The organism is Nocardia otitidiscaviarum NBRC 14405, from assembly GCF_000308635.1.
Classification (GTDB): Bacteria; Actinomycetota; Actinomycetes; order Mycobacteriales; family Mycobacteriaceae; genus Nocardia; species Nocardia otitidiscaviarum.
In genome coordinates, this window is record NZ_BAGD01000281.1 from 108,039 (window position 1) to 127,396 (window position 19,358).

24 protein-coding genes and 1 tRNA gene are annotated in these 19,358 nt (G+C 67.7%); 13 read left to right on the top strand and 12 right to left on the bottom strand.

All coding sequences use genetic code 11. The annotated features are described in order from the left end of the window. Positions 1-7: 7 nt before the first annotated feature. From ON31_RS33725 to ON31_RS33745, 5 genes are all read left to right on the top strand, one after another. On the top strand, positions 8-1,399 hold the full coding sequence (locus tag ON31_RS33725) for a lipase family protein (RefSeq protein ID WP_039819269.1): 1,392 nt from the start codon (positions 8-10) through the stop codon (positions 1,397-1,399). 26 nt (positions 1,400-1,425) lie between these two features. Next, the gene (locus ON31_RS33730) at positions 1,426-3,492 is read left to right on the top strand and encodes a CocE/NonD family hydrolase (protein ID WP_147287187.1); all 2,067 of its coding nucleotides are present in this window, start codon (positions 1,426-1,428) and stop codon (positions 3,490-3,492) included. A 336-nt stretch (positions 3,493-3,828) separates the two neighbouring features. After that, positions 3,829-4,650 (top strand): hypothetical protein, encoded by an 822-nt coding sequence (locus ON31_RS33735; protein ID WP_147287186.1) that lies wholly within the window; start codon positions 3,829-3,831, stop codon positions 4,648-4,650. Then, on the top strand, positions 4,647-5,084 hold the full coding sequence (locus ON31_RS33740; RefSeq protein ID WP_029931936.1) for a hypothetical protein: 438 nt from the start codon (positions 4,647-4,649) through the stop codon (positions 5,082-5,084). Before ON31_RS33735 ends, ON31_RS33740 begins: the two co-directional genes overlap by 4 nt. 218 nt (positions 5,085-5,302) lie before the next feature. Continuing rightward, positions 5,303-5,375, top strand: a tRNA-Ala gene (locus tag ON31_RS33745). A 146-nt stretch (positions 5,376-5,521) separates the two neighbouring features. Here the strand turns inward: ON31_RS33745 and ON31_RS33750 are convergent. From ON31_RS33750 to ON31_RS33780, 7 genes are all read right to left on the bottom strand, one after another. Then, entirely contained in the window at positions 5,522-5,863 is a 342-nt protein-coding gene (locus ON31_RS33750) for a helix-turn-helix domain-containing protein (RefSeq protein ID WP_039819272.1), read from the bottom strand. Further along, positions 5,860-6,186: a type II toxin-antitoxin system RelE/ParE family toxin gene (locus ON31_RS36140; RefSeq protein WP_218007428.1), complete on the bottom strand. Its 327-nt coding sequence runs from the start codon at positions 6,184-6,186 to the stop codon at positions 5,860-5,862. Before ON31_RS36140 ends, ON31_RS33750 begins: the two co-directional genes overlap by 4 nt. Positions 6,187-6,509: 323 nt before the next feature. After that, positions 6,510-7,124 (bottom strand): class I SAM-dependent methyltransferase, encoded by a 615-nt coding sequence (locus ON31_RS33760; RefSeq protein WP_039819402.1) that lies wholly within the window; start codon positions 7,122-7,124, stop codon positions 6,510-6,512. 142 nt (positions 7,125-7,266) lie between these two features. Further along, positions 7,267-7,788: a DUF6790 family protein gene (locus ON31_RS33765; RefSeq protein WP_039819275.1), complete on the bottom strand. Its 522-nt coding sequence runs from the start codon at positions 7,786-7,788 to the stop codon at positions 7,267-7,269. Positions 7,789-7,871: 83 nt separating this feature from the next. Beyond that, positions 7,872-8,294 carry a MarR family winged helix-turn-helix transcriptional regulator gene (locus ON31_RS33770; RefSeq protein WP_039819276.1) on the bottom strand — a complete coding sequence of 141 codons (423 nt, stop codon included), beginning with the start codon at positions 8,292-8,294 and terminating at the stop codon, positions 7,872-7,874. Positions 8,295-8,391: 97 nt separating this feature from the next. Then, the gene (locus ON31_RS33775) at positions 8,392-8,862 is read right to left on the bottom strand and encodes a VOC family protein (RefSeq protein ID WP_172544845.1); all 471 of its coding nucleotides are present in this window, start codon (positions 8,860-8,862) and stop codon (positions 8,392-8,394) included. A gap of 387 nt (positions 8,863-9,249) precedes the next feature. Beyond that, the gene (locus tag ON31_RS33780; protein ID WP_218007427.1) at positions 9,250-9,987 is read right to left on the bottom strand and encodes a helix-turn-helix transcriptional regulator; all 738 of its coding nucleotides are present in this window, start codon (positions 9,985-9,987) and stop codon (positions 9,250-9,252) included. Between the two features lie 153 nt (positions 9,988-10,140). On the opposite strand from ON31_RS33780, the gene ON31_RS33785 reads away from it, so the two are divergent. The 5 genes from ON31_RS33785 (at position 10,141) to ON31_RS33805 (ending at position 14,335) form a co-directional block, all read left to right on the top strand. Beyond that, on the top strand, positions 10,141-10,638 hold the full coding sequence (locus ON31_RS33785; protein WP_115061630.1) for an acyl-CoA thioesterase: 498 nt from the start codon (positions 10,141-10,143) through the stop codon (positions 10,636-10,638). Beyond that, positions 10,635-11,900: a phthiocerol/phthiodiolone dimycocerosyl transferase family protein gene (locus tag ON31_RS33790; protein ID WP_039819278.1), complete on the top strand. Its 1,266-nt coding sequence runs from the start codon at positions 10,635-10,637 to the stop codon at positions 11,898-11,900. Before ON31_RS33785 ends, ON31_RS33790 begins: the two co-directional genes overlap by 4 nt. Positions 11,901-12,103: 203 nt before the next feature. Then, entirely contained in the window at positions 12,104-12,898 is a 795-nt protein-coding gene (locus ON31_RS33795; protein WP_081592942.1) for an alpha/beta fold hydrolase, read from the top strand. Positions 12,899-13,013: 115 nt separating this feature from the next. Continuing rightward, positions 13,014-13,523, top strand: coding sequence for a DoxX family protein (locus tag ON31_RS33800; protein WP_039819279.1), 510 nt, complete (start codon positions 13,014-13,016; stop codon positions 13,521-13,523). Positions 13,524-13,678: 155 nt separating this feature from the next. After that, positions 13,679-14,335 (top strand): TetR/AcrR family transcriptional regulator, encoded by a 657-nt coding sequence (locus tag ON31_RS33805; RefSeq protein WP_051038266.1) that lies wholly within the window; start codon positions 13,679-13,681, stop codon positions 14,333-14,335. 49 nt (positions 14,336-14,384) lie between these two features. On the opposite strand, the gene ON31_RS33810 is transcribed toward ON31_RS33805, so the two are convergent. Further along, on the bottom strand, positions 14,385-14,786 hold the full coding sequence (locus tag ON31_RS33810) for a hypothetical protein (protein ID WP_039819281.1): 402 nt from the start codon (positions 14,784-14,786) through the stop codon (positions 14,385-14,387). Then, complete coding sequence (locus ON31_RS33815; RefSeq protein WP_147287185.1) at positions 14,773-14,979, bottom strand: hypothetical protein; 207 nt, start codon at positions 14,977-14,979, stop codon at positions 14,773-14,775. The genes ON31_RS33810 and ON31_RS33815 overlap by 14 nt, the downstream gene beginning before the upstream one ends. A 107-nt stretch (positions 14,980-15,086) precedes the next feature. Here ON31_RS33815 and ON31_RS33820 point away from each other — a divergent pair, with 107 nt between their 5' ends. The 3 genes from ON31_RS33820 to ON31_RS36145 all read left to right on the top strand — a co-directional run bounded on the left by ON31_RS33820 (position 15,087) and on the right by ON31_RS36145 (position 17,201). Then, a complete protein-coding gene (locus ON31_RS33820; protein WP_306306442.1) occupies positions 15,087-16,082 on the top strand; it encodes a helix-turn-helix domain-containing protein in 996 nt (331 codons plus the stop codon). Between the two features lie 2 nt (positions 16,083-16,084). Beyond that, positions 16,085-16,291, top strand: a complete 207-nt coding sequence (locus ON31_RS33825; protein WP_039819407.1) for a DUF397 domain-containing protein — start codon at positions 16,085-16,087, stop codon at positions 16,289-16,291. Positions 16,292-16,550: 259 nt separating this feature from the next. Continuing rightward, positions 16,551-17,201, top strand: a complete 651-nt coding sequence (locus ON31_RS36145; RefSeq protein WP_157533842.1) for an LppP/LprE family lipoprotein — start codon at positions 16,551-16,553, stop codon at positions 17,199-17,201. Positions 17,202-17,237: 36 nt separating this feature from the next. Here ON31_RS36145 and rbsD read toward each other — a convergent pair whose 3' ends face one another. The 3 genes from rbsD to ON31_RS33845 are packed head-to-tail and all read right to left on the bottom strand — an operon-like array spanning position 17,238 to position 19,356. Continuing rightward, entirely contained in the window at positions 17,238-17,627 is a 390-nt protein-coding gene (gene rbsD / locus ON31_RS33835) for a D-ribose pyranase (RefSeq protein ID WP_029931952.1), read from the bottom strand. A 29-nt stretch (positions 17,628-17,656) separates the two neighbouring features. Next, positions 17,657-18,595, bottom strand: coding sequence for a ribokinase (locus ON31_RS33840; protein ID WP_039819285.1), 939 nt, complete (start codon positions 18,593-18,595; stop codon positions 17,657-17,659). Continuing rightward, positions 18,592-19,356 (bottom strand): ATP-binding cassette domain-containing protein, encoded by a 765-nt coding sequence (locus ON31_RS33845; protein ID WP_039819286.1) that lies wholly within the window; start codon positions 19,354-19,356, stop codon positions 18,592-18,594. The genes ON31_RS33840 and ON31_RS33845 overlap by 4 nt, the downstream gene beginning before the upstream one ends. Between the last annotated feature and the right edge of the window lie 2 nt (positions 19,357-19,358).

The following is a 19,358-nucleotide window of genomic DNA, read 5'->3' on the forward strand; positions in this document are numbered from 1 at the left end:
AAACGGGATGAACGTGCGCAGAGTCGGGCGCGTCGTCGTAATCGGTGTCATCGCCGTGATGACACCGTGGGCGGCAATGGTTTCGGGCCATACGGCCCCGGGCGATCAGGGTGCCCGCATCGAGCCCGCGCCCGCCCTCACACTGCCGCCGGAACTGGACGATTTCTATCGACCCGCGGCCGATATCGTCGCCGCCGCGCAACCGGGCGAGATCATCCGGGCACGCCGCATCAATCCGGCGTTCTTCGGTCTGCTGCACTTGAATGTCGATGGCTGGCAACTGCTCTACCGCACCGCCAACAGTCGCGGCGAGGCCATCGCCACCGTCACCACGGTCTTGAAACCGCGGGGCGCGGCACCGGCGGGCGGGCGCAAACTGCTGTCGTACCAGATCGCCGAGGACAGCGTGGCCCAGTACTGCGCACCCTCCTACGTCATCCAATCCGGGGCCATTCCCTTCGATTACGTGAACGCGGCGGAGACCCTCATCCCCATCGCCGCCGGTATCGGCCAGGGCTGGACGGTCGCGCTGCCGGACTACCAGGGTCCGAATTCGGCGTACGGCGCATCCCGCATGAACGCCCAGGCCACCCTGGACGGTATTCGCGCGGTCGAGAATTTCGAACCCGCCCAATTGAGTGGGGCGAGTACACCTGTCGCCCTGTGGGGCTATTCCGGCGGCACCATTCCCACCTCCTTCGTGCCCGAGATCAAGGACGAGTACGCGCCCGAGTTGAATATCGTCGGCGCGGCCTCGGGCGGAGTGGCGGCGGGCGATTACGCGGCGGTGGTGCGGCACAACAACGGCGGCCTGTACGCCGGTCTCATCTCCGCTTCCTTCGCCGGACTGGCCACCGAGTACCCGGAGATGGAACGCGTGCTGCGGGAGCGGGTGGACATCCTCGGCCAGTTGGTGCTGGGCTCGAAGAAGGTGCTGTGCCATCCGATGGGCGCGACGCTCTTTCCCGGATTCAACTATCTGGGCACCTTCCAGGGCGCGGATCCGCTGCTGCTGCCGGAGATCCGGTTCGCCATCGAAGACAATTCGCTGGGGCAGCGCACCCCCTCGGTGCCGGTGTACTTCTATCACGCGCAGTGGGACGAACTCATTCCGATCGCCGGAACCGACGCGGTCGTCGACCGATACTGCCGGGCAGGTGCGCCGAGCGTCACCTACGTGAGAGAGGCCGCCGCCGAACATATTTCCGGCGTCGTCACCCATATACCCGGTGCCTTCCACTGGCTACGGGACCGATTGAACGGTATCCCCGCCCCCTCCGGCTGCACCATCACCGAACCCGTGACCGCTCTGACCGATCCCGCGTTCGGTCAGGCCCTGGGCGAGATCCTGCCGACCATGGCACAGGCCCTCGTCGGTCATGCCATCGGTCAGCGGTGACCGGCGCGACCGAGAGGCGATCCACTGTGCGTACGAGAGCACGAATCATGCGCCGCGCCGTCGCCGTCGCGGCGGCGATCCTCGCGACGGCCCTGCCCAGCGCCGTTCCGGTGGGCGCGATGCCACCGCCCGGCGCGGTCGAGACGTACCCGAAAGTCGATGCGCGCACCGGACTTCCGGACGGTTGGCAGCCGGGACCGGAGCGCTACGGTGTCGGCGAACACAAGAACGTCGAGCTCACCATGGACGACGGGGTGGTGCTGCGCGCCGATGTGCGCTATCCGGTGGACACGTCCGGAGCCCCGGCGGCCGGACCGTTTCCGATCGTGATGACCCAGACCTCGTACGGCAAGGACAGCGCCGGGCTGATGCGGCTGCTGTCCTACGAGGGGCTCGGCCCGCTGCTGGACGACGCGCTGCCGACCGTCGTCGCCGTGGCCGAGCAGATCGCCGATGCCGCGGGGTACGGCGACTACTTCGTCAAACGCGGCTACATCAGCGTCGTGGTCGATATTCGCGGCACCGGATCCTCCGGAGGCCACTGGAGCGTGCTGCAACCGCAGGAGCGTGAGGATTCCCTGCGGATCGTGGAATGGGCTGCGGGGCTGCCCAATTCGACCGGGGAGATCGGCTTGTGGGGGCTGTCGTACCTGGGCATGAGCGGATTGTTCACCGCCGGGGCGCTGGGGCCCGATTCGCCCGTCAAGGCGCTGTTCCCGCTGATGCCGGGCAACCACGCCTTCCAGGACCTCCTCGATCACGACGGATTCTTCAATATCGCCTTCCTGTCCTCCATGCTGGCGGTGCCCATTACGGCACTGCCGCAACTGGATCCGATCCTGGGGCTGTACCGCGAGCCCGGCAAGATGCTGAGCGTCTTCACCGATCACCTGCTCACCCATCTGCGCGACGACGCCACCTGGCCGTCGATCATCAATGCCCTGCTCGACGGCGACAAGCTCTACAACGGCCCGTACTGGGAGGCTCGCGCCATCGACAATGTGCTGGAACAGATTGCCGCCAACGACATTCCGACCTACCTGGTCGGTGGACAGTACGACCTGCTTCAGGACGGCACGCCGCGCACCTTCGCCGGATTGCAGAACGCCTACGCCGGGCGCGGCAAGAACGGTCCGATGCCCGCCGACGCCACCGGCAGCGGTCGATTCCAACTGCTGACCGGTCCGTGGTTCCACGTCCAGCCCGGAAGTCAGCGCAACACCGGCGATCTCGATATGCACGCCATCCAGCTGGCCTGGTTCGACCGGTGGCTGAAGGGGGACCGCAATGGCATCGATGAGACCGACACCCCGCTGCGCGCCATCGACCTGGACGGCAATGTCATCGAAAGTGCTACCTATCCGGTACGGGAAGCTCCGGCACGGCGGCTGTACCTCCAGGAGGGTGGGCGGCTCACGACCGACCCGCCCACCGCGCCCACCGGCTCGGACCGGCTCGACTTCACTCCGGTCAATGCCGGAACCATCTGCAACGCGTCGTTCTCCCGCAACTTCTCCGGCGTGTTCCAGTTGCTGAGCAGCCTGCTCGGCGTCGACGATCCGTGTGCGCGCTTCCCGGCGCATCCGGAAGTGCCCGGACTGCTGGAGAATCAGCGCTACACCACCGAGGCGTTCAGCGAGCCCACGGTCCTGGCCGGACCCATCGGACTCACTCTCTTCGCCACCTCCGACCGCCCCGCGTCCGCCTTCAGCGTCACCGTGCAGGACATCGCTCCGGATGGGACCGCCACCGCGCTCACCGATGGGCAACTGGCCGGTAACTACCGGGCACTGGACGAGGACCGCACCTGGCGCGCACCGGATGGCAGCGTGCAGGGGGCATTCCACCCCGGCACCCGCGAATCGCTGCTGCCGGTGGTGCCGGGCGAGGTGACCGAGTATCACATCAAGGTGCGCCCGGCCTTTCATGTGCTACGTCCCGGGCACCGGCTCCAGATCACCCTGGGCACCGGGGACATGCCGACACACCTGCTGAACCCGAAGGACTACCCGGCGCTGCTGGGCAGTTCGTACGACGTCCGGCGTCATGCGGGCGCGGCGTCCTTCCTGACCGTGCCGCTGTCTCGGACGTAACCCGACCGGTCTCATCGGCCCGGAACGAGCGCCCGCGGGAGTCACGCGGGCGCTTCGCCGTGTCCGGGGCCGAATCCCGCAGCGGGTCAAGACAACTTGACCGTCGTCGGCGGGCGTGGCGGGGCCGGAGTGCTGGTGGCGAGGGGTCCGGATCGGAGTGTCGCGGCGGGACGCGCGCATCCGGCGAGCAATTCCTCGGAATCGGTTGCTCTAAAACTGCTCTGCTGTCAGGATATCTCGCACGTGACCGCTTCCGATCGGATGCGGTCGCGATGTATTCCCTTTCGCGAGAACAGTATTCATCGGTGCGCGTTGTCCAATTTCAGGAGTTAGGCCATGACTGCGGGGACCTTCTCCGATACGGGGAATCTTCTCGCCCTGGGGCGAGAGACCGCTCGGGAGCTACTTCTCGAATTATCCGATGGAGCAAGAGAATCGCGGACGGGAGTATTACGTGTCACCGGAGATCCGGGAGGCGATTTCCATATCGTCCGGGGCCGGATAGTCATCGTCGATTCGCCCGGTGCGCCGGGCGTCGGCGATCTGCTGACCCGTCCCGGACGGACCTCCTCCGGTGTCGCGGAAATGCGGGTGGTGGCGATGATGGCGGCGCTGGACGGGGCGTTCGCCATAGCCGCGGGCTGGCTCGGCGGCTGCTACTGGCAGGAGCCGATCGAACCGCCACCACCCGTTTTCGCACCGCCCACACCCGGTATCGAGCCCGGCTGGCTGCTGTTCGAGACCGATCGGCGATTGCGCGCCCTCGCGCACGCCGGGGTGTCGCCGCACCGAAACCACCTGGCGCTCACCGACCGCGGCCGCACCCTGCTGGCCGATACCGGCCCGAATCCGCGTGCGGAGATCCTGCTGTGGGTGAACGGCCACCGCAGCTGCCGCGATATCGCCCTGCAGCTCAGCCGCGGTCTCTACCCGGTCACCGTGGAGGTCTCCCGCATGCTCGGCGACGACATCCTCACGATCACCCCGCCGCAGCGGGAGATCCCCGAGCCGCCGCGCACACCCTCGGGCCGCTCCCTGCTGCCGCGCCGCCGCCGCGGGGCCAGCGGCATCAACGACACCCTCCGACCACCTCCGCCGCGCGCCCGGATCGGTCAACAGATCATCCCCGTCGCGCGGGAACCAGAAAGGAAGCCATGAACACCTCCGCCCCCGCCGGACAAGGCAGTCTCTCCGATCGCATCGCGATTCTCGTGAAGGTGATGCGGTCCGAGGTCCCCGAATGCATCGCCGCCGGCGCGATCGACATGGCCACGGGCATGCTGCTCGCGGTCGAAACCGTCGACAATCACCCGCAGGAGGTTCTCGATCTCCTCGCGGCCGCCACCCTGGAAATCTTCCAGGGCCGCAATGTCACCATGATCGAAGACATTTGGAAGGAACGCCGCGGAGTACGAACCGACCGCCACTATTTCCAGGAAATCCTGGTCAACAGCGACAACCTCACCCACCTGTTCATCCGTACCGAAAGCCGAGACGACGTGGTCGTCGTCGCCGTCTGCCGCAAAACCGTCAATGTCGGCATGCTCTTCGCTCAGGCCCGCCGAGTCCTGAAAGATACCGGCCGCCTTTAATCTTTTCGCCAGGCAACCCCTTGGCTACCACCCTCCCCACACCTCCGGGTGCCGCTGCTCAGGCGTCGGACCGCCACCGCACGCCAGGCCCCCGGACGCACTCCCGGCCGCCCCCCTCACATCGGCCGGGAGTGCCCCCTCCCACCCGATTTGCCCCCACACCCCCACCCCGTGTAATTTTCATCCGCGCACTCGGAGCACTCCGAGAGCAAACACTCGGGGCTATGGCGCAGCTGGTAGCGCACCACACTGGCAGTGTGGGGGTCAGGGGTTCGAGTCCCCTTAGCTCCACAGAAGGTGAATTCCTGCGGCTTCGTCTCGTTTGCGGCATGGTGCGAACCAATCGCATACCCCCGTTCGGGAATGCTCGTGCGCCGCTGGCTTGCACGGGATTCGCGTGGTCTGTGTTACGTCTGATCCGAGTGGCTGGTCTGCCTTCAGGCGGCGTCGGTGTGGTGGCTGGTGAAGTTGACGCGGGTGTCGTTGGCGTCGAGGGCGATATTGAGGGTCGCGTCCAAGGCGTCGGCGAGTTTGGCGAGCAGCGGGAGGGTCGGCACGGTGTCGGAGCCCTCGATGCGTGAGATTTTGGCTTGAGTGAGTCCGGCGCGTTCGGCGAGGTCGGCTTGGGTGAGTCCGAGTTCGGTCCGGCGGTCGTAGACGGCTTGGGCCAGTGCCATGGAGAGCCGGATTTCGCGTCGGGCCTCGGTGACGTCGGCGGATTCGGTGTAGCCCTCGGTGAGTTGGCGTCCCCGGAGTGTTTTCCAGCGTGCGTGGCTCATCTGTCCAGTTCTCCTCTCTCGATCGTGCGGGTGAATTCTTCATGGGCAGGTTCATGTTCGGCCTGGCAGACCTGCTGCGCGAGTTTCGCCCGTTTGACTTCGGCATCTTCGCGCATCCGTGTTTTGCGGAACACTGTCAGCAGGATCACTCGCCGTCCGGGTGCGAGCCAATAGGTGATTCTGATGGCCGCGCCGTCAATCGTTGGGCGCAGCTCACGGACCCCGTCGCCGAGATATCGGGCGTATGGCTCACCGAGCGATTCGGCCTGCTCTGCGAGTAGGCCGACATATTCATCGATCTTGAGGAAGTGCCTGGCAGGCAGTGCTTACAGCCAGTCCCGAACCTCGGGTTCGATCTCGATGGTGAAGAGTTCACCCACGTCGACAACGGTATATGTCGTTGACAGCATATGGCAAGTCGGAGCTGGATCGGATCGGGTCCGCTCAATGGCGGCTGCCTACCTGCCGAATCATGACCGGAGGCCCATCCACCAGCATCGCCCGGTTCGTATGCTGGTCCGTCAGGTCCACTCGAACACAAGGCCAGGCCCGGGCGATTTCCGGATCTGGGCCTCGGGTTACCGGTCCGCCGCCGGGGGATTGGCGGTCTGGCCGAGTTTTGCCTCGTGCTCGGTATTCCGTGCTCTCATCCCGCGCGGGAGAACACCGCGACCATAAAGTCGGATTCCTCTGTGTAGGGGCGTAGGTCCCAGGTCGAGAACCGCAGATCCGGTGTGAGCCCGGCGGTTTCGGCGTCGGCCAGGAAGTCCCGGAAGTCGTAGCCGCGATCGGCACCGAATCCCACCACCACTCGGCCGGTCGAGGCGACACTGCGGGCGAACCCGGTCAGCACTGTCACGCGGGTGGCGGGCGCCAGGAATGTCATCACGTTGCCCGCGCACACGATGGCGTCGAAGTCGGCGGTGACGCCACGGCCGGGGAAGTCCGGTGCGGCGAGATCGCCGACTATCCAGTTCGGGCCGGGGTAGTCCTGTTCCGCCGCGGCGATCAATACCGGGTCGAGGTCGACGCCGACCACGGTGTGGCCGACTCGATGGAGGTAGCCGCCCACGCGCCCCGGCCCGCAGCCCGCGTCCAGGACGCGGCTCCCACGCTCGAGCATCGCGTCGACAAGTCGCGCCTCACCGAAGATATCCGTGCCATCGGCCGCCAACGCCCGGAACCGCTCGACGTACCGCGCCGAATGCGTGGGGTTGGCGGCGGTGAGCTCCTCCCACTGATTGCGGGTGGGTCCGATCATCGTCAGTGCCTCCTTGCTCGAGTCGATACTCGGTTCACTGTCCCACGGTCGCGCCGACATTCCAGGACGACGAAGATCGCATTCGGTCCGGTCGCGTCGTGGTGCAGGGGAGTCTCCCGAAGTTGCGGCGCAGGTGGGCTGTTCAGGCGGGCGCGAACGTAGGCCGTCCGGCAATGGGCAGCCGTTGTGACCGGAGCGCGAGGACGATCATGACGGCAGGGAAGAGCAGGTCGCACAGCAGCACCCCACCGGTGTTGCCGGGAGCGTGGTCGCCGTGGGCGAACCACTGGTAGACGTGGCCGATCGCCGCGCCCCACAGGAACATGCCGGCGCCGAGGCCGATGGTGATGCGCTCGCGGGCGGTGGCCGAGACGGCGCGGAAACCCATGACGGCGAGACCGAGGTTGGCGAAGGCGATCTCGAACTGGAACGGGGTCCGGTCGAAGCCGATCGCGGTGGCCATCACGTCCGGGATGGTGAGGAAGGCGATCGTCATCCACAGGCTGCCGCAGCCGAGTGCGGCGACGGCCCACCACCGCTGCCAGGTTTCGAGGGCGGCGGCACGGGAGGGGCTGTGTCTTGTTCGGATCAGTGCGCCGACCACTGCGATCAGTATCCAGACCACCGGAAAAGCCGATTGGGCGAGGTAGGACATCTCGTTCATGACCTCGAGTGTTGCATGGTTAATATTAACCAGTCAAGATTCATATCCGCCGAGGCGAGGGCGCTTCGGAGTATTGGATGGAGCTATCGTCGGGGCTCGAGTAGCTTGGCCAGTGCGGCGGTGTCGCGCAGGTAGCGTTCGTACGGGAAGCCCGCTTCGACCAACGCGTCGCGCAGCTCGTTCTGGAGCGGCCGGTCGTTGCCGTGGAAGGCGTCGCGGCCGGCTTCGGTGGTGCTGACCAGTCGTCGCCGTCCGTGCTCGGGGTCGGTGCGGATCGTGACGAATCCGGCCGTTTCCAGCGGGCGCAGGGCTCGGCTGACCGCCGGGTCCGACACCGCCAGCGCCTGTGCCAGCTGATGCTGGGTCGCCGGCTCGATTTCTTCCAACGTACCCAGCAGGCGTATCTGGCTGTACGTCAGCCCCTCGGAGTCGTCCACGCGCCGCCGCGCGGCCTCCCCGAGCAGGTACACGACGCGATGCAGTAGATCCCCGAGTCCATCGTCCACATGCCGAACGTATCAGGGTCTTGCATGGTTAACATTCATTCGCGCGCCGGCCGGAAGTCTCGCCGTGCCCTCGGGAGCCTCGATCGGGAATCGCCGATCACTCGATCTGCTCGGCCAGCGCGACGAGGATGCCCGCCGGCCCGCGGAGGTAGCAGAGGCGGTAGCTGTTCTCGTATTGCACCAGTTCGCCGAGGAGTTCGGCGCCGTGCGGGCGGAGGCGGTCGAGGGCGTCGTCGATGTTGTCGACGGCGAACATGATGCGGTGCATGCCCAGGGTGTTGGCCGGAGTGTGTGGGTCGGTGTCCCGGGCTCGTGGCGACTGGTATTCGGTCAGTTCGAGGCGTCCGTGGCCGTCGGGGGTGCGCATCATCGCGATGTCCGATCGGACGCCTTCGAGTCCGATGAGGCGGTCCACCGAGCTGCCCTCGACCGTCGCCTCGCCTTCCAGTTCCAGGCCGAGTGCGGTGAAGAACGCTGTGGCTGCCGCGAGGTCGTCGACGACGATGGCGATGTTGTCCAGTCGCTGAATTGTCCCGGGTCGGCGGCTGCGCGGGTCGGTGTCGCCCATGATGGCTCCCTTCGGGGCGCGCCGCCGGTCCGGTGGCGCGTGTGTGTTGACGCTTGGTTCGAACTACTCGGTTGTAGCAGCGGCGTCCGAATGATTCTGTGGATCAGACGGGGAAACCAACCGAAATTCATCGATGCGGCCGCCCGATCGGCCTCGCGCCCGCTCTGCACCAGATAGGCGGATCCGCCTATCCTGATCGCGAGCAACGCGATACTCGGAATGAGCACAATGACCAGCACTCTGGTCCGGACGCTGACGGTCCGCCGCCACCGTGCTGAGATCTTGCGGAGGAACTGCTGCCGATCACCGAATTTGCGGAGGCCGTCCGGCGCATCGCGTGGGATCGCCGGTGTGGGGTCGCACCCTACGCGCGCCGCGCAAGCGCTCCTAGCGGGCGTGGTCGGGGTGGGTGAGGAGCCGGTCCATGCGTGCGCGGTTGTCGTCGTCGACGGGGGTCCAGACGGTGAGGATGGTTTCGGGGGTGGCGGGTAGTTCCATGCGGGTCAGGGTCAGCGAGAGGTCGCCGACCGCGGGGTGGCGGTAGATCATGGTGTGGGTGGGTGGGGCGGCGACGTCGCGGAAGGAGGCGACCATGTGGGGGAGGCCGGCGTCGCGGTTGACGAAGCAGCGCGCCTCGGCGGGGGTGGTGAACAGTTCCCACAGCACGTTGCGTGAGCCCTCGGGGGCGGTCAGACGTGGCCACAGCGCGGCCGCGGCGGCATTGTGGCCGAGCAGGTCCCAGCGGGTGTTGATGGCTGCGGCCGGATACCCGGTGACGGCGTCGAGGATGGATTGCAGGGTGGGAGTCAGCGCCCGCGCTCGGGTGGCCGTCGTCGGGATCGGGACCTCGGCCAGTCGGTAGAGGTGGGCGCGTTCCGCGCCGTCCAGGCGCAGCGAGCGTGCGATGGCGTCGAGGATTGCCGCGCCGACGTTGATGGGGCGTCCCTGTTCGAGCCAGGTGTACCAGGTCACCGATACCCCGGCCAGCCCGGCGACCTCCTCGCGCCGCAATCCTGGTGTCCTGCGCCGCAATCCGGGTGCCAGGCCGACCTGGGCGGGGGTGAGACGGTCGCGGCGGCTGCGCAGGAACGCGGCCAGTTCGGTGCGGCGGGGAACGGGAGGCACGGCGTACATCATCGGACACACCCGGCACCGGATGCCAGGCGGTTGCCGGGTGCTGCTGACACCAGTGTCAGCAGTGTCTTGGTACCGGTGCCGCGCCCCCGGCAGGCTGCGATTCGCACCATTCGACATTTCCAGACGAGGAGTCCATAGCTCATGACCGAAACATCAACGTGCGCAACGGCGTCCGCGCGGCAGAAAGCCACGTCCGAGGGTGCGGCCGGGATCGACGGTGTGCCTTTCACGTTGCGGTTCGCGGTGCGCAGCTACGAGCTCGACACCAATCACCATCTCGCTTCCACGGTGTATCTGCAGTACGCCGAGCACACCCGCTTCGCGTGCGGGCAGGCCGCCGGGCTGTCTCCGCAGCGGCTGCTCGCCGACGGGTTCGGGCCGATCAACCTCGAAACCACCGTACGCCACCATGCCGAACTGCGCGCCGACGACCAAGTCGACGTGACGTGTGCGTTCGTGTGGGGGCCGGGCAAGACCCACCGCGTCGAACACGTGCTGACCACACCCGACGGCACCCTGGTCGCCGAGATCACCAGTGTCAGCGGCCTGCTCGACATGCGGACCCGACGCCTGGTCGCCGACCCGGGTCGGGAACTGCGCGCCCGCGCCACCAACCCCGAGCTACTGGGTCTCGCGTGAGGCCGGGGCTGGACAGCGGCACGAAACACCGGCTGGGGCTGATCGATCACGGCTTCGTGCCGCGCAAACTGACCGTCAGCTATGTGGCGATCTGCACCGGAGAGGTCGATATCGCGCTGCTGCACGATGCCTTTCGGCTGCTGTGTCGCACGTATCCGATGCTGACCGGCACGATCGAGGTCACCGGGGACCAGTGCTGGCTGCGGATTCCCGGCGACGGCACGAGCGCGGCCACCACCGAGGTCGTGGCGGGCTCGATCGCGGACTGGCTCGCGGGCGCGGGGCTCACGCCGCTCGATCCCGCACGCTGCCTGGCGAAACTCACCATCGTGAGCGACGGCGCGAGGACCGCGGTCGCGCTGCGGGTGTGTCATGCGATCAACGACGCCACGTTGGGATCGGAACTGCTGGCCGTGCTCTGGCGCATCGCCGCCACGCTGGCCGGGAACGCCGCGTTCCCCGACGTCACGCCGGTCTACCCGCACAGCCTCGAACACGCCTATCACGCCCGCGGCATGGCCCTGCCCGACCTCGCAGCCTCGGTAGCGGCCCAAGTGCACAGCATCCCGGCCGCCGACCGCGGTGACGGCCCGGGGTTCGCGCCCGTGCCGAGCGGGCGGATCACCCTGTCCCAGGCCGACACCGCCGCGCTACGAGCACGTGCGCGGGCGTCGGGGACGACGCTGCACGCTCTGCTGTCCGCCGCGATCGTGCGGGCCGAACGCGAGCTGCTCACCGCAACGGCCGGTGACGCCACCGAATTGCCGATGGTCATGTTTCATCTCGTCGACCTGCGCGGCCACCTGCGTCCCGCGGCACGCTCCGACGAGGTCACCAACGCGTTGGGGTTCGCGCCGACGGTCACCGCGTGCACTCCCGGCGCTGACCTGGAAACGCTGGCCACGCAGGTGAAGGCGCAGATCGTCGCCGGCATAGCGGGTGGGTCCGCACTGGCGGTGATGCGAGCCGCGGCGGCGGTGGCCACGCACGGCGGCCCGCGCAAGGGCGTCGGGAACTTCATCACCAACTGGGGTGTGATGCCCGATCTCGCTGTTCCGGCAGGAATCGAGATCGTCGACTTCCGTGGCTTCGCCACCTCCGAGCCGGTGAGCTGGGTCGGCTACTTCGTGTCCACCTTCGCCGGGCGGTGCAGCATCGAGCCGGGGTTCTCCCCGCGCTTCCACCGTCCCGCACAGATCATGCGACTGCGCGAGTTCCTGCTCGCCAACCTCGGCGAACTGACCCGCGCCGCACTGCCCTGACCCACTCCTGTCATCACGAAAGCCGTTAGGGCGCAGCGGCATTCGTGTGCGAGACCGACCCGCCGGGGTGCGAGCGCAGCCGCCGGTTCGGAGTCCGAGTTGGCAGCCGTCCATAGTTACGTTACAGTCACTAACTGTAACGAAAGTCGGTGATCGTTCCGCAGCGGAGCGGGACGACACCTCTCGTTGAAGGAGACATTTCCATGAGCAACCACTTCGTCGCCTCGCTCGAGACCGCCCTGGCCTCCCTGGTGGGCCGCGCCGACCGAGGCGACGACGGGCAGTCCAAGCCGACGGTGGTCCTCGTCCACGGCGCGTTCGCCGACGCCTCGGGCTGGGAGCCGGTCGCGGCACGGCTGCATCGGCGGGGCTTCCCGGTGATCGCGGTGCCCAACCCGCTGCGCGGCCTGGCCTACGACACCGCTTACCTGCAGGGCCTGCTGGCGGGGGTGGAGGGTCCGAAGATCCTGGTCGGGCACTCCTACGCGGGCGCGGTCATCTCCAACGCCGCCCTCGCCGTCGCCGACGTGACGGCCCTGGTGTTCGTCGCGGCGTTCGTGCCGGACGAGGGTGAAGCCCTCGGCGGGCTCCTGGAAGCGCACGCCGACGCGTCGGTGCCGTCGCTGCCGCAGCAGGTTTTCCAATTCACCCGCCCGGACGGCTCCACCGGCACCGAAGTCTGGCTCGATCACGCCCGGTTCGGCACCGCGTTCGCCGCCGACGTCGACGCCGCCACCGCCGCCTACCTGGCGATCTCGCAGCGCCCGGTCGCCGCCGAGGCGTTCGGGGAAGCGGCCACGGCCGCGGGCTGGAAGACCGTCCCGTCCTGGGCACTGGTCGCGACCAAGGACAACGCCATCGCGCCGAGCCTGGAACGGTTCATGGCCGAACGCGCCGGCGCCACCGTCACCGAGGTCGATTCCTCGCACGCGGTCATGCTCAGCCACCCCGACGCCGTCGCCGACCTTGTCGAGCAGGCCCACCGGGGCACCCGCTGACCATCCGAGTCTGCGGCGGTGGGCGGGTATCGACGTTGCTGCCCACCCATCGGCACCCCTTCTCTATCCATCCACGGCACCGTCACCGCGCGCCGTTAATCATCAAGGGGCACACATGGATTCGTTCGACATCGCCGTACTGGGGCTGCGCGTCGGACTCGGCGCGGTGCTGATCGCGCACGGCTGTCACAAGCTTTTTCTCGGCGGGCGGCTGGCCGGGACCGCGGCCTGGTTCGAGAGTCTGGGGATGGCACCCGGCCCGCTGCACGCGCGGGCGGCCGCCGCCACCGAGATCGGCGCCGGGCTCGCACTCGCGGCCGGATTCCTCACCGCCCCCGCCGCGTCGGCGTTCGTGGCGCTGATGCTGGTCGCGGTAGTCACCGTGCACCGCCGCAACGGGTTCTACGTCATGGACTCCGGCTGGGAATACAACTTCCTGATCGCCTTGGCCGCCGTCGCTGTCGCCACCCTCGGTGCCGGTCGCGCCAGCGCCGAACAACTGCTGTTCGGCCACCCGGTGCTCACCGGCTGGACCGGGCTCGCCCTGGCCTTGGCGGGCGGGCTCGCCGCCGGGACCGCGCAACTGCTGCTGTTCTACCGGCCCGCTCCCGCGCCGACGGTGTGACCGCGCCGGACCACCCGTGCGACACCAGGATTCGATAAGGAACCGCTGCTGTGACGATCGAGATGAAAGCGACATCGCCCGGCGGGCCACGGTCGCACACATCCTGAGGGTTACAGTCCAGTCTTGTAACGCAACGCCGTAGCGAAGGGGAGGCCATGACCCGCCCGCACACCGAACCCGGCAACCAGCCACGGGCCGATAGGTCCGGCTCGCGAGGCGGGCGACCCCGGGATCCCGCCGTCGACGAGGCCATCCTCGTCGCGACGCGTCGCCGCTTGGTCACCGACGGCTACACCCGCATGGCGCTCGGCGACATCGCCGCCGACGCCGGTGTCACCCGCCCCACCCTGTACCGGCGCTGGCCGGGCAAACTCGAACTCGTCATCGACGCCCTCGACTACGGGCTGCGCGCCCAAACCGCTGCCACCCCACCATTTCCCATCGACGAGCTGACCCCGCGCGAGGCGTTCACCGAAGCCATCCGCCGCGTCGACCCCTGCTACCACAACCCCGACGCCATCGTCCTGCAAGGCGGGTTCATCAGCGAAGCCGACCGCGTCCCGGAACTCCTGAACCACCTCGTGACACGCGCCGTCGAACCCCGTGTCTCCCAAGTCGAACAGGTCCTGGCGCAGCTGATCGCCCGTGGCGCGGTGCGGCCGGACATCGACTCCCGCACCGTCGCCACCATGGTTTTCGGCGCCTTCTTCGGGGCGTTCCTGCGCGGCGAGGACGCCGTCATCCGCGCCGGACTCGCCGACAAGCTCACCGCCACCCTGTGGCCCGCCCTCAGCACCGACGCCCAGCACTGACCAGGACTCATCGCCCGCACGTCGACCTCGATGTCGATCCGTTCCAGGATCATGTAGGAGAGTCCGCCGATCCACCGCGTTCGGGGTAATCGGTGGCCTTCCGGGACCGTCTTCCGGCCGGGTACACGGTCGACGGCGAGGAAGGTCGGTTCACAGGCACGATGTGGTGGCCGATGAGGTCTTCCACCGGTCGCCCGGCCTCGCTTCGGTTCGGGGGTTCGGCGCCGTCGAAGATGGCGTCGAGGATGTCGGCGTGGTCGAGGGTGGCGGGCAGGCGGTGGGATGCGCGGGCGCTGACGATGACCGCGTGCAGTACGGCGGCGTAGATATGGGAGCGGGGGACGGTCAATCGCCATCCGTAGCGTTCGCGTTCGCGCAGCCGGGCTTCGACGGTGTCGAGCACGTCCACGATGACCTGGATCTCGATCCGGTCCGGGTCATCGCAGGGCATGGCGGCCGCCCAGAAATGCTGTGCTGTAACCGAATACGGCGTGACGCAGCAGAGTGAGCAGTGACCTGCGCGGCGTCGCCGGTAGCCGTATCGCGCGTGAGTCGAGGACCATGCGCCCGGCCGCCACCAAGGCGGTGCGCGCCCGCTGACGCACCCGGCAGGTGGCGATCCCGCATTCGAGATGCAGTTGCATGGCGATCAGCTCCATTCTGTCATCGACATCGGTTTAGCGTCGGCCGGGTGCTCCGGTGCGGGACGGGCCTTCAGCACACCCCTGGACGGCGCGATGGACGCCAGAAAATGGATAATTCGTTCGAGTTGATCCGAAACCCCAGCGGTGGGTCCACGAACGCGGAGACAATCGTCCGCACAGCACAGCAGCGTCATCCGAAAATCGTGGGTACGTCATCCAATCGGGAGGCCGCCATGGGAGAAACCGGATCCACAGTGCCGCGACGGCAGCTCGGCCGCTACCTGCGTGACCTGCGCCAGCAATCCGGGATGACAATCGCCGAGGTCGCTCGACGCATCGAGCGGGGAGCTACCACGCTGCAACGGCTCGAGACCGGCCAGGCCGACCGCATCCGATTGTGGGACATCGAAGCCCTGTGTCAGGTTCTCGGTGCCAGCGACACCGAGACAGCCGCCCTCAAAGGGCTCGCCCAACAGGGCAATACCAAGAGCTGGTGGCATGAGTACGGCGATCTCATCCCAACGAACTTCGATGTCTACATGGGCTTGGAATCGGCGGCGGAGTCATTGACCTCTTTCCAGGAATTGGTGCCGGGACTTGCCCAGATACCTGAATACGCCCGCACCCTGATTCGGTCCGTGCACCCGCGCGAACCGGGGTCCGAGATCGACCGCCGCGTCGAGATGCGCATGCATCGACAGGTGCTGATCACTCGTCGGGCGCAGCCTGCGGCGCTGGACGTAATTCTCGATGAGTCGGCTCTGCATCGGGTGATCGGCAGTCCGAAGATCATGGCCGCGCAGTTGCGTCACCTCGCAGACCTCAGCACCCGGCCGAACATCACGATCCGCGTCCTGCCGTACGCGGCGGGCACTCCTCTCGGCGATCTGACCGGGCCGTTCACAATCTTGGACTTCGGCGACGGCGACCGCCAACCCGCTGAGCCATCGGTGGTCTACGTCGAGAGCTACACCGGTGCAATGTACTTCGATGATCGCGATAGCACTGCGCGCTATCGTGCGGCGCACGACACCATGCGGCGGGTAGCGTTGGACGAGAGGCAGAGTCGAGACCTGCTTCGGCAGGTGAGTAAGGGAGCATGAGCATGAACGTCGATCTGTCCGATGCTCGGTGGTTCAAGAGCAGCTACAGCGGTGGCAGTCAGGATTGCGTGGAGATCGCACACCTCGCGGCGGGCGGGGTCGGTGTTCGCGATTCCAAGAACCCGACCGGACCGGCCCTGGTCTTCGCCCCCCGAGAATGGGACGCCTTCACCGCCGGTATCGTCGGCGGCGAGTTCGATCACCGGTAGCTGCTGATCGGCGTGCATGCTGGTGCACCGGATGAGGGCCCGCAGGGCGATTCGCGTGGGCCATTGGTGGTGGCCGATTACCCTCGGCGGGTTCCGCTCGTATGATCCTGCCGGTCTGGTGATCGCGGCGGCGTGTAGCAATCACGCTGGCGGACAGCAGGTTTCGATCCCGACCGGGGCGGGACCCGAGAATTGGGGGCGTAACCGGCGGCCTTCCCGGACCGATTCCCGAGTGGGGATGAAAACGGGAGGAAACCGTATGAACAGGATCATTAGAACGGGTCTGGCGGCCTTCTTTGCGGCCGGTGTGGTCGCGGGGTGTCAGGACGCCACCACACCGCCGGAGCCCGGAACGCCGACGCCCGGCCCGTCGGAACCGGGCACGGTGACCGGGACCGCCGCGCCGACGAACACGTCGCGCCCGGAGCAGCCGCCGGTGACGAGTTCGCCGACCGACGGCCTTCCCGCTACCGCGGGCAACGGTCTGTGCCTCGATCCGGGTTCGGACGTAGTAAGCGCGGCCATCACCTCGCTCGGCCCCTCGGTGGGCGGCGATCCGTACCGCATCGACAGCGCCACCGACGCGCCGGTCGGCTCGTGCCCGGAGTTGCTCTGGGTGCTGGCGACCACACCGGGCGGCACCGCCAGCTCCCCCTATCACGTGCTGTTCTTCAACCATGACGGTTACCTCGGTACCGCGACGTCCAAGGCCACGTCGTACACGAGCGTCGTCGGTTCCTCCGACCGCGCTGCCCAGGTGCGCTATCGCTGGCTGACCGGTGACGACGCCAACTGCTGCCCGTCGGGCGGCCCGGTGGTCATCACCTACACCCTCGGCTCGGACGGCCGCACGGTCACCCCGAATCCGTCGATCCCGGACGAGGTCGCGAATCCGGGCGCTCCTCGGTAATCCGAGCTGTCGGCCGGGCTGTGCGGCACCACCGATTCACAGCCACGGCACCCCCGCGCGCAACAGCACATTGGCGTAAGGCTGTGCCTCGCCGGTGCGGACGACGAAGCGGCACTGGGCGATACGGGCTTTGAACTCGGTGTGGTCGAGGAGCTTCGCCTGGAGGCGGTCGGTGAGCAGGGCCGCGGCGTCGGGGTTGTGAGTGGTGACATCGCTGCTGCCCCAGGCCGCCTCCACGGTGACCTCGCTCAGAATGAGGTCGAGTACCGGCTCGAACCGGGGGAGTCCGTAACTGATGCCGAGGTCGATGACCGGGACGTCGGCGGGAACGGGGAGACCGGAGTCGCTGACGGCGAACAGGTCGGTGTGCCGTAGCGCGGTGAGAGCCGACAACAGGTCGGCGTGGATGATTCCGGTGGATCGCACGATCGAAATCCTTTGCGGGGAAGGAGCGGTCAGGGCAGCTGGGCGGCCGGGGGAACGGTGCCGAGAGCGGCGGTGATCTGCTCATGGTCGGGGTAGGCGGTATGGGTGCCGGGGGACTGGACCGCCAGTGCGGCGGCGGCGGTCGCGAAGGCGACCCCGGCGGGCAGATCGTCGCCGCGTGCGAGCGCGGTGGCCAGTGCGCCGACGAAGGCGTCCCCGGCTCCGGTGGAATCGGTGGCGTGAATCCGCGGTGCGGGCTGATGTGCGCCGACGACGGTGCCGCCGTCACGGCGGACCCAGACGGCCCCGGCCGCACCCAGGGTGGCGACCACGGCGGGAACACCGCTGCGGCACAGTTCACGCGCCTGGTCGAACGCCTCCGGCGGTGTCGTCGCGGTCGCGCCGGTGAAGGTCGCGAGCTCGGTTTCGTTGACTACCAACGGATCACACCGATGCAGGAGATCCGTGGGCAGTTCCGCCGCCGGGGCGGCATTGAGGATGAACCGCCGTGCGCGTCGCGCCGCCCAGTCCACCACCCGCACCGGCACCTCCAATTGCGCCACCACCACATCCGCGTCCGTGATCAGCCGGGCCGCGGCGGTGGCGTCGAGCTCCGGATCGGTCTCCCACTGGAAGTTGGCGGCCGGGTCGACCACGATCTGGTTCTCACCCGAGGCGACGGTGATGTAGGCCGTTCCGGTGTGGGCACCCGGCACCTCGCACACCGCCTCGAGTCCGACGCCGAACTCACGCAGCGACTTCCGTAGCGAGGGGTCCGGCTCCGCACCGATTCGGGCCACGAACTCGACGCGCCCGCCAGCTTTGGCCGCCGCCACCGCCTGATTGGATCCCTTGCCGCCCAGATTGGTTCGCGTGCCGACCGCGAGGACGGTCTCACCGGGTGCGGGCAGCCGCGGCACCTCGCACACCACATCCCGATTGACCGAACCGAGCACCACCACGGTCACGGGCCCACCTCGGCGACATCGAGGTTGCCGGGTGCCGCACCGGTGATCAGCGCGACCAGCCGGTCGCCGTCCACCTCGTCGATGCGATGTGCGGCAACGGATCTGCCGCGCCGCAACACCACGACGTTGTCGCAGATGCGCAGCACCTGGTCGAGATCGTGGCTGATGATCAGCACCGTGACGCCGCGCTCGCGCAGCCCGCGCACCAGCTGTTCCACCGCGGCCGTTTCCCGGACTCCGAGTGCGGCGGTGGGCTCATCCATGATGACCATGGACTTACCCCACGCCACCGCCCGCGCGATGGCGATGCTCTGGCGCTGACCGCCGCTCATCCGTCGGACGGTGGTGCGCACCGACGGCACGTCGACATCCAGGTCGCGCAGGATCTCTCCGGCGCGGGCGATCATGGCCTTGCGGTTGACGATGCCGAGCGGATACACCAGCTCGCGATTGAGGAACAGGTTCTGCCAGACGGTCAGGTCGTCGATGAGCGCCAGATCCTGGTAGACGGTCTCGATACCCATCCGCCGGGCATGCTCGGGCGAGCGCAACCGCACCGGCTCGCCGCGGAACAGTATCTGCCCGGTATCGGGCGGCTGCACGCCGGTCAGGCAGCGCACCAGCGTCGACTTGCCCGCGCCGTTGTCGCCGACCAGCGCGGTGACCTCACCCTCGGGAATCGTCATGCTGACCCCGGCGAGCGCGCGCACCGAGTCGAACGACTTGGTGAGATCTCGTGCCTCCAGCAGTGGAATCGCCATGT

What these genes read in the sequence shown, in the direction of transcription:
- ON31_RS33815 (WP_147287185.1), bottom strand. Translation starts at nt 14,979, where the DNA reads ATGCAACTGCATCTCGAATGCGGGATCGCCACCTGCCGGGTGCGTCAG.
- ON31_RS33725 (WP_039819269.1), top strand. Translation starts at nt 8, where the DNA reads ATGAACGTGCGCAGAGTCGGGCGCGTCGTCGTAATCGGTGTCATCGCC.
- ON31_RS33800 (WP_039819279.1), top strand. Translation starts at nt 13,014, where the DNA reads ATGGATTCGTTCGACATCGCCGTACTGGGGCTGCGCGTCGGACTCGGC.
- ON31_RS33735 (WP_147287186.1), top strand. Translation starts at nt 3,829, where the DNA reads ATGACTGCGGGGACCTTCTCCGATACGGGGAATCTTCTCGCCCTGGGG.
- ON31_RS33805 (WP_051038266.1), top strand. Translation starts at nt 13,679, where the DNA reads ATGACCCGCCCGCACACCGAACCCGGCAACCAGCCACGGGCCGATAGG.
- ON31_RS33845 (WP_039819286.1), bottom strand. Translation starts at nt 19,356, where the DNA reads ATGGCGATTCCACTGCTGGAGGCACGAGATCTCACCAAGTCGTTCGAC.
- ON31_RS33775 (WP_172544845.1), bottom strand. Translation starts at nt 8,862, where the DNA reads ATGGGCGACACCGACCCGCGCAGCCGCCGACCCGGGACAATTCAGCGA.
- ON31_RS36145 (WP_157533842.1), top strand. Translation starts at nt 16,551, where the DNA reads ATGAACAGGATCATTAGAACGGGTCTGGCGGCCTTCTTTGCGGCCGGT.
- ON31_RS33820 (WP_306306442.1), top strand. Translation starts at nt 15,087, where the DNA reads ATGGATAATTCGTTCGAGTTGATCCGAAACCCCAGCGGTGGGTCCACG.
- ON31_RS33810 (WP_039819281.1), bottom strand. Translation starts at nt 14,786, where the DNA reads ATGCCCTGCGATGACCCGGACCGGATCGAGATCCAGGTCATCGTGGAC.
- ON31_RS33760 (WP_039819402.1), bottom strand. Translation starts at nt 7,124, where the DNA reads ATGATCGGACCCACCCGCAATCAGTGGGAGGAGCTCACCGCCGCCAAC.
- ON31_RS33795 (WP_081592942.1), top strand. Translation starts at nt 12,104, where the DNA reads ATGAGCAACCACTTCGTCGCCTCGCTCGAGACCGCCCTGGCCTCCCTG.
- ON31_RS33740 (WP_029931936.1), top strand. Translation starts at nt 4,647, where the DNA reads ATGAACACCTCCGCCCCCGCCGGACAAGGCAGTCTCTCCGATCGCATC.
- ON31_RS33765 (WP_039819275.1), bottom strand. Translation starts at nt 7,788, where the DNA reads ATGAACGAGATGTCCTACCTCGCCCAATCGGCTTTTCCGGTGGTCTGG.
- ON31_RS33750 (WP_039819272.1), bottom strand. Translation starts at nt 5,863, where the DNA reads ATGAGCCACGCACGCTGGAAAACACTCCGGGGACGCCAACTCACCGAG.
- ON31_RS33825 (WP_039819407.1), top strand. Translation starts at nt 16,085, where the DNA reads ATGAACGTCGATCTGTCCGATGCTCGGTGGTTCAAGAGCAGCTACAGC.
- ON31_RS33785 (WP_115061630.1), top strand. Translation starts at nt 10,141, where the DNA reads ATGACCGAAACATCAACGTGCGCAACGGCGTCCGCGCGGCAGAAAGCC.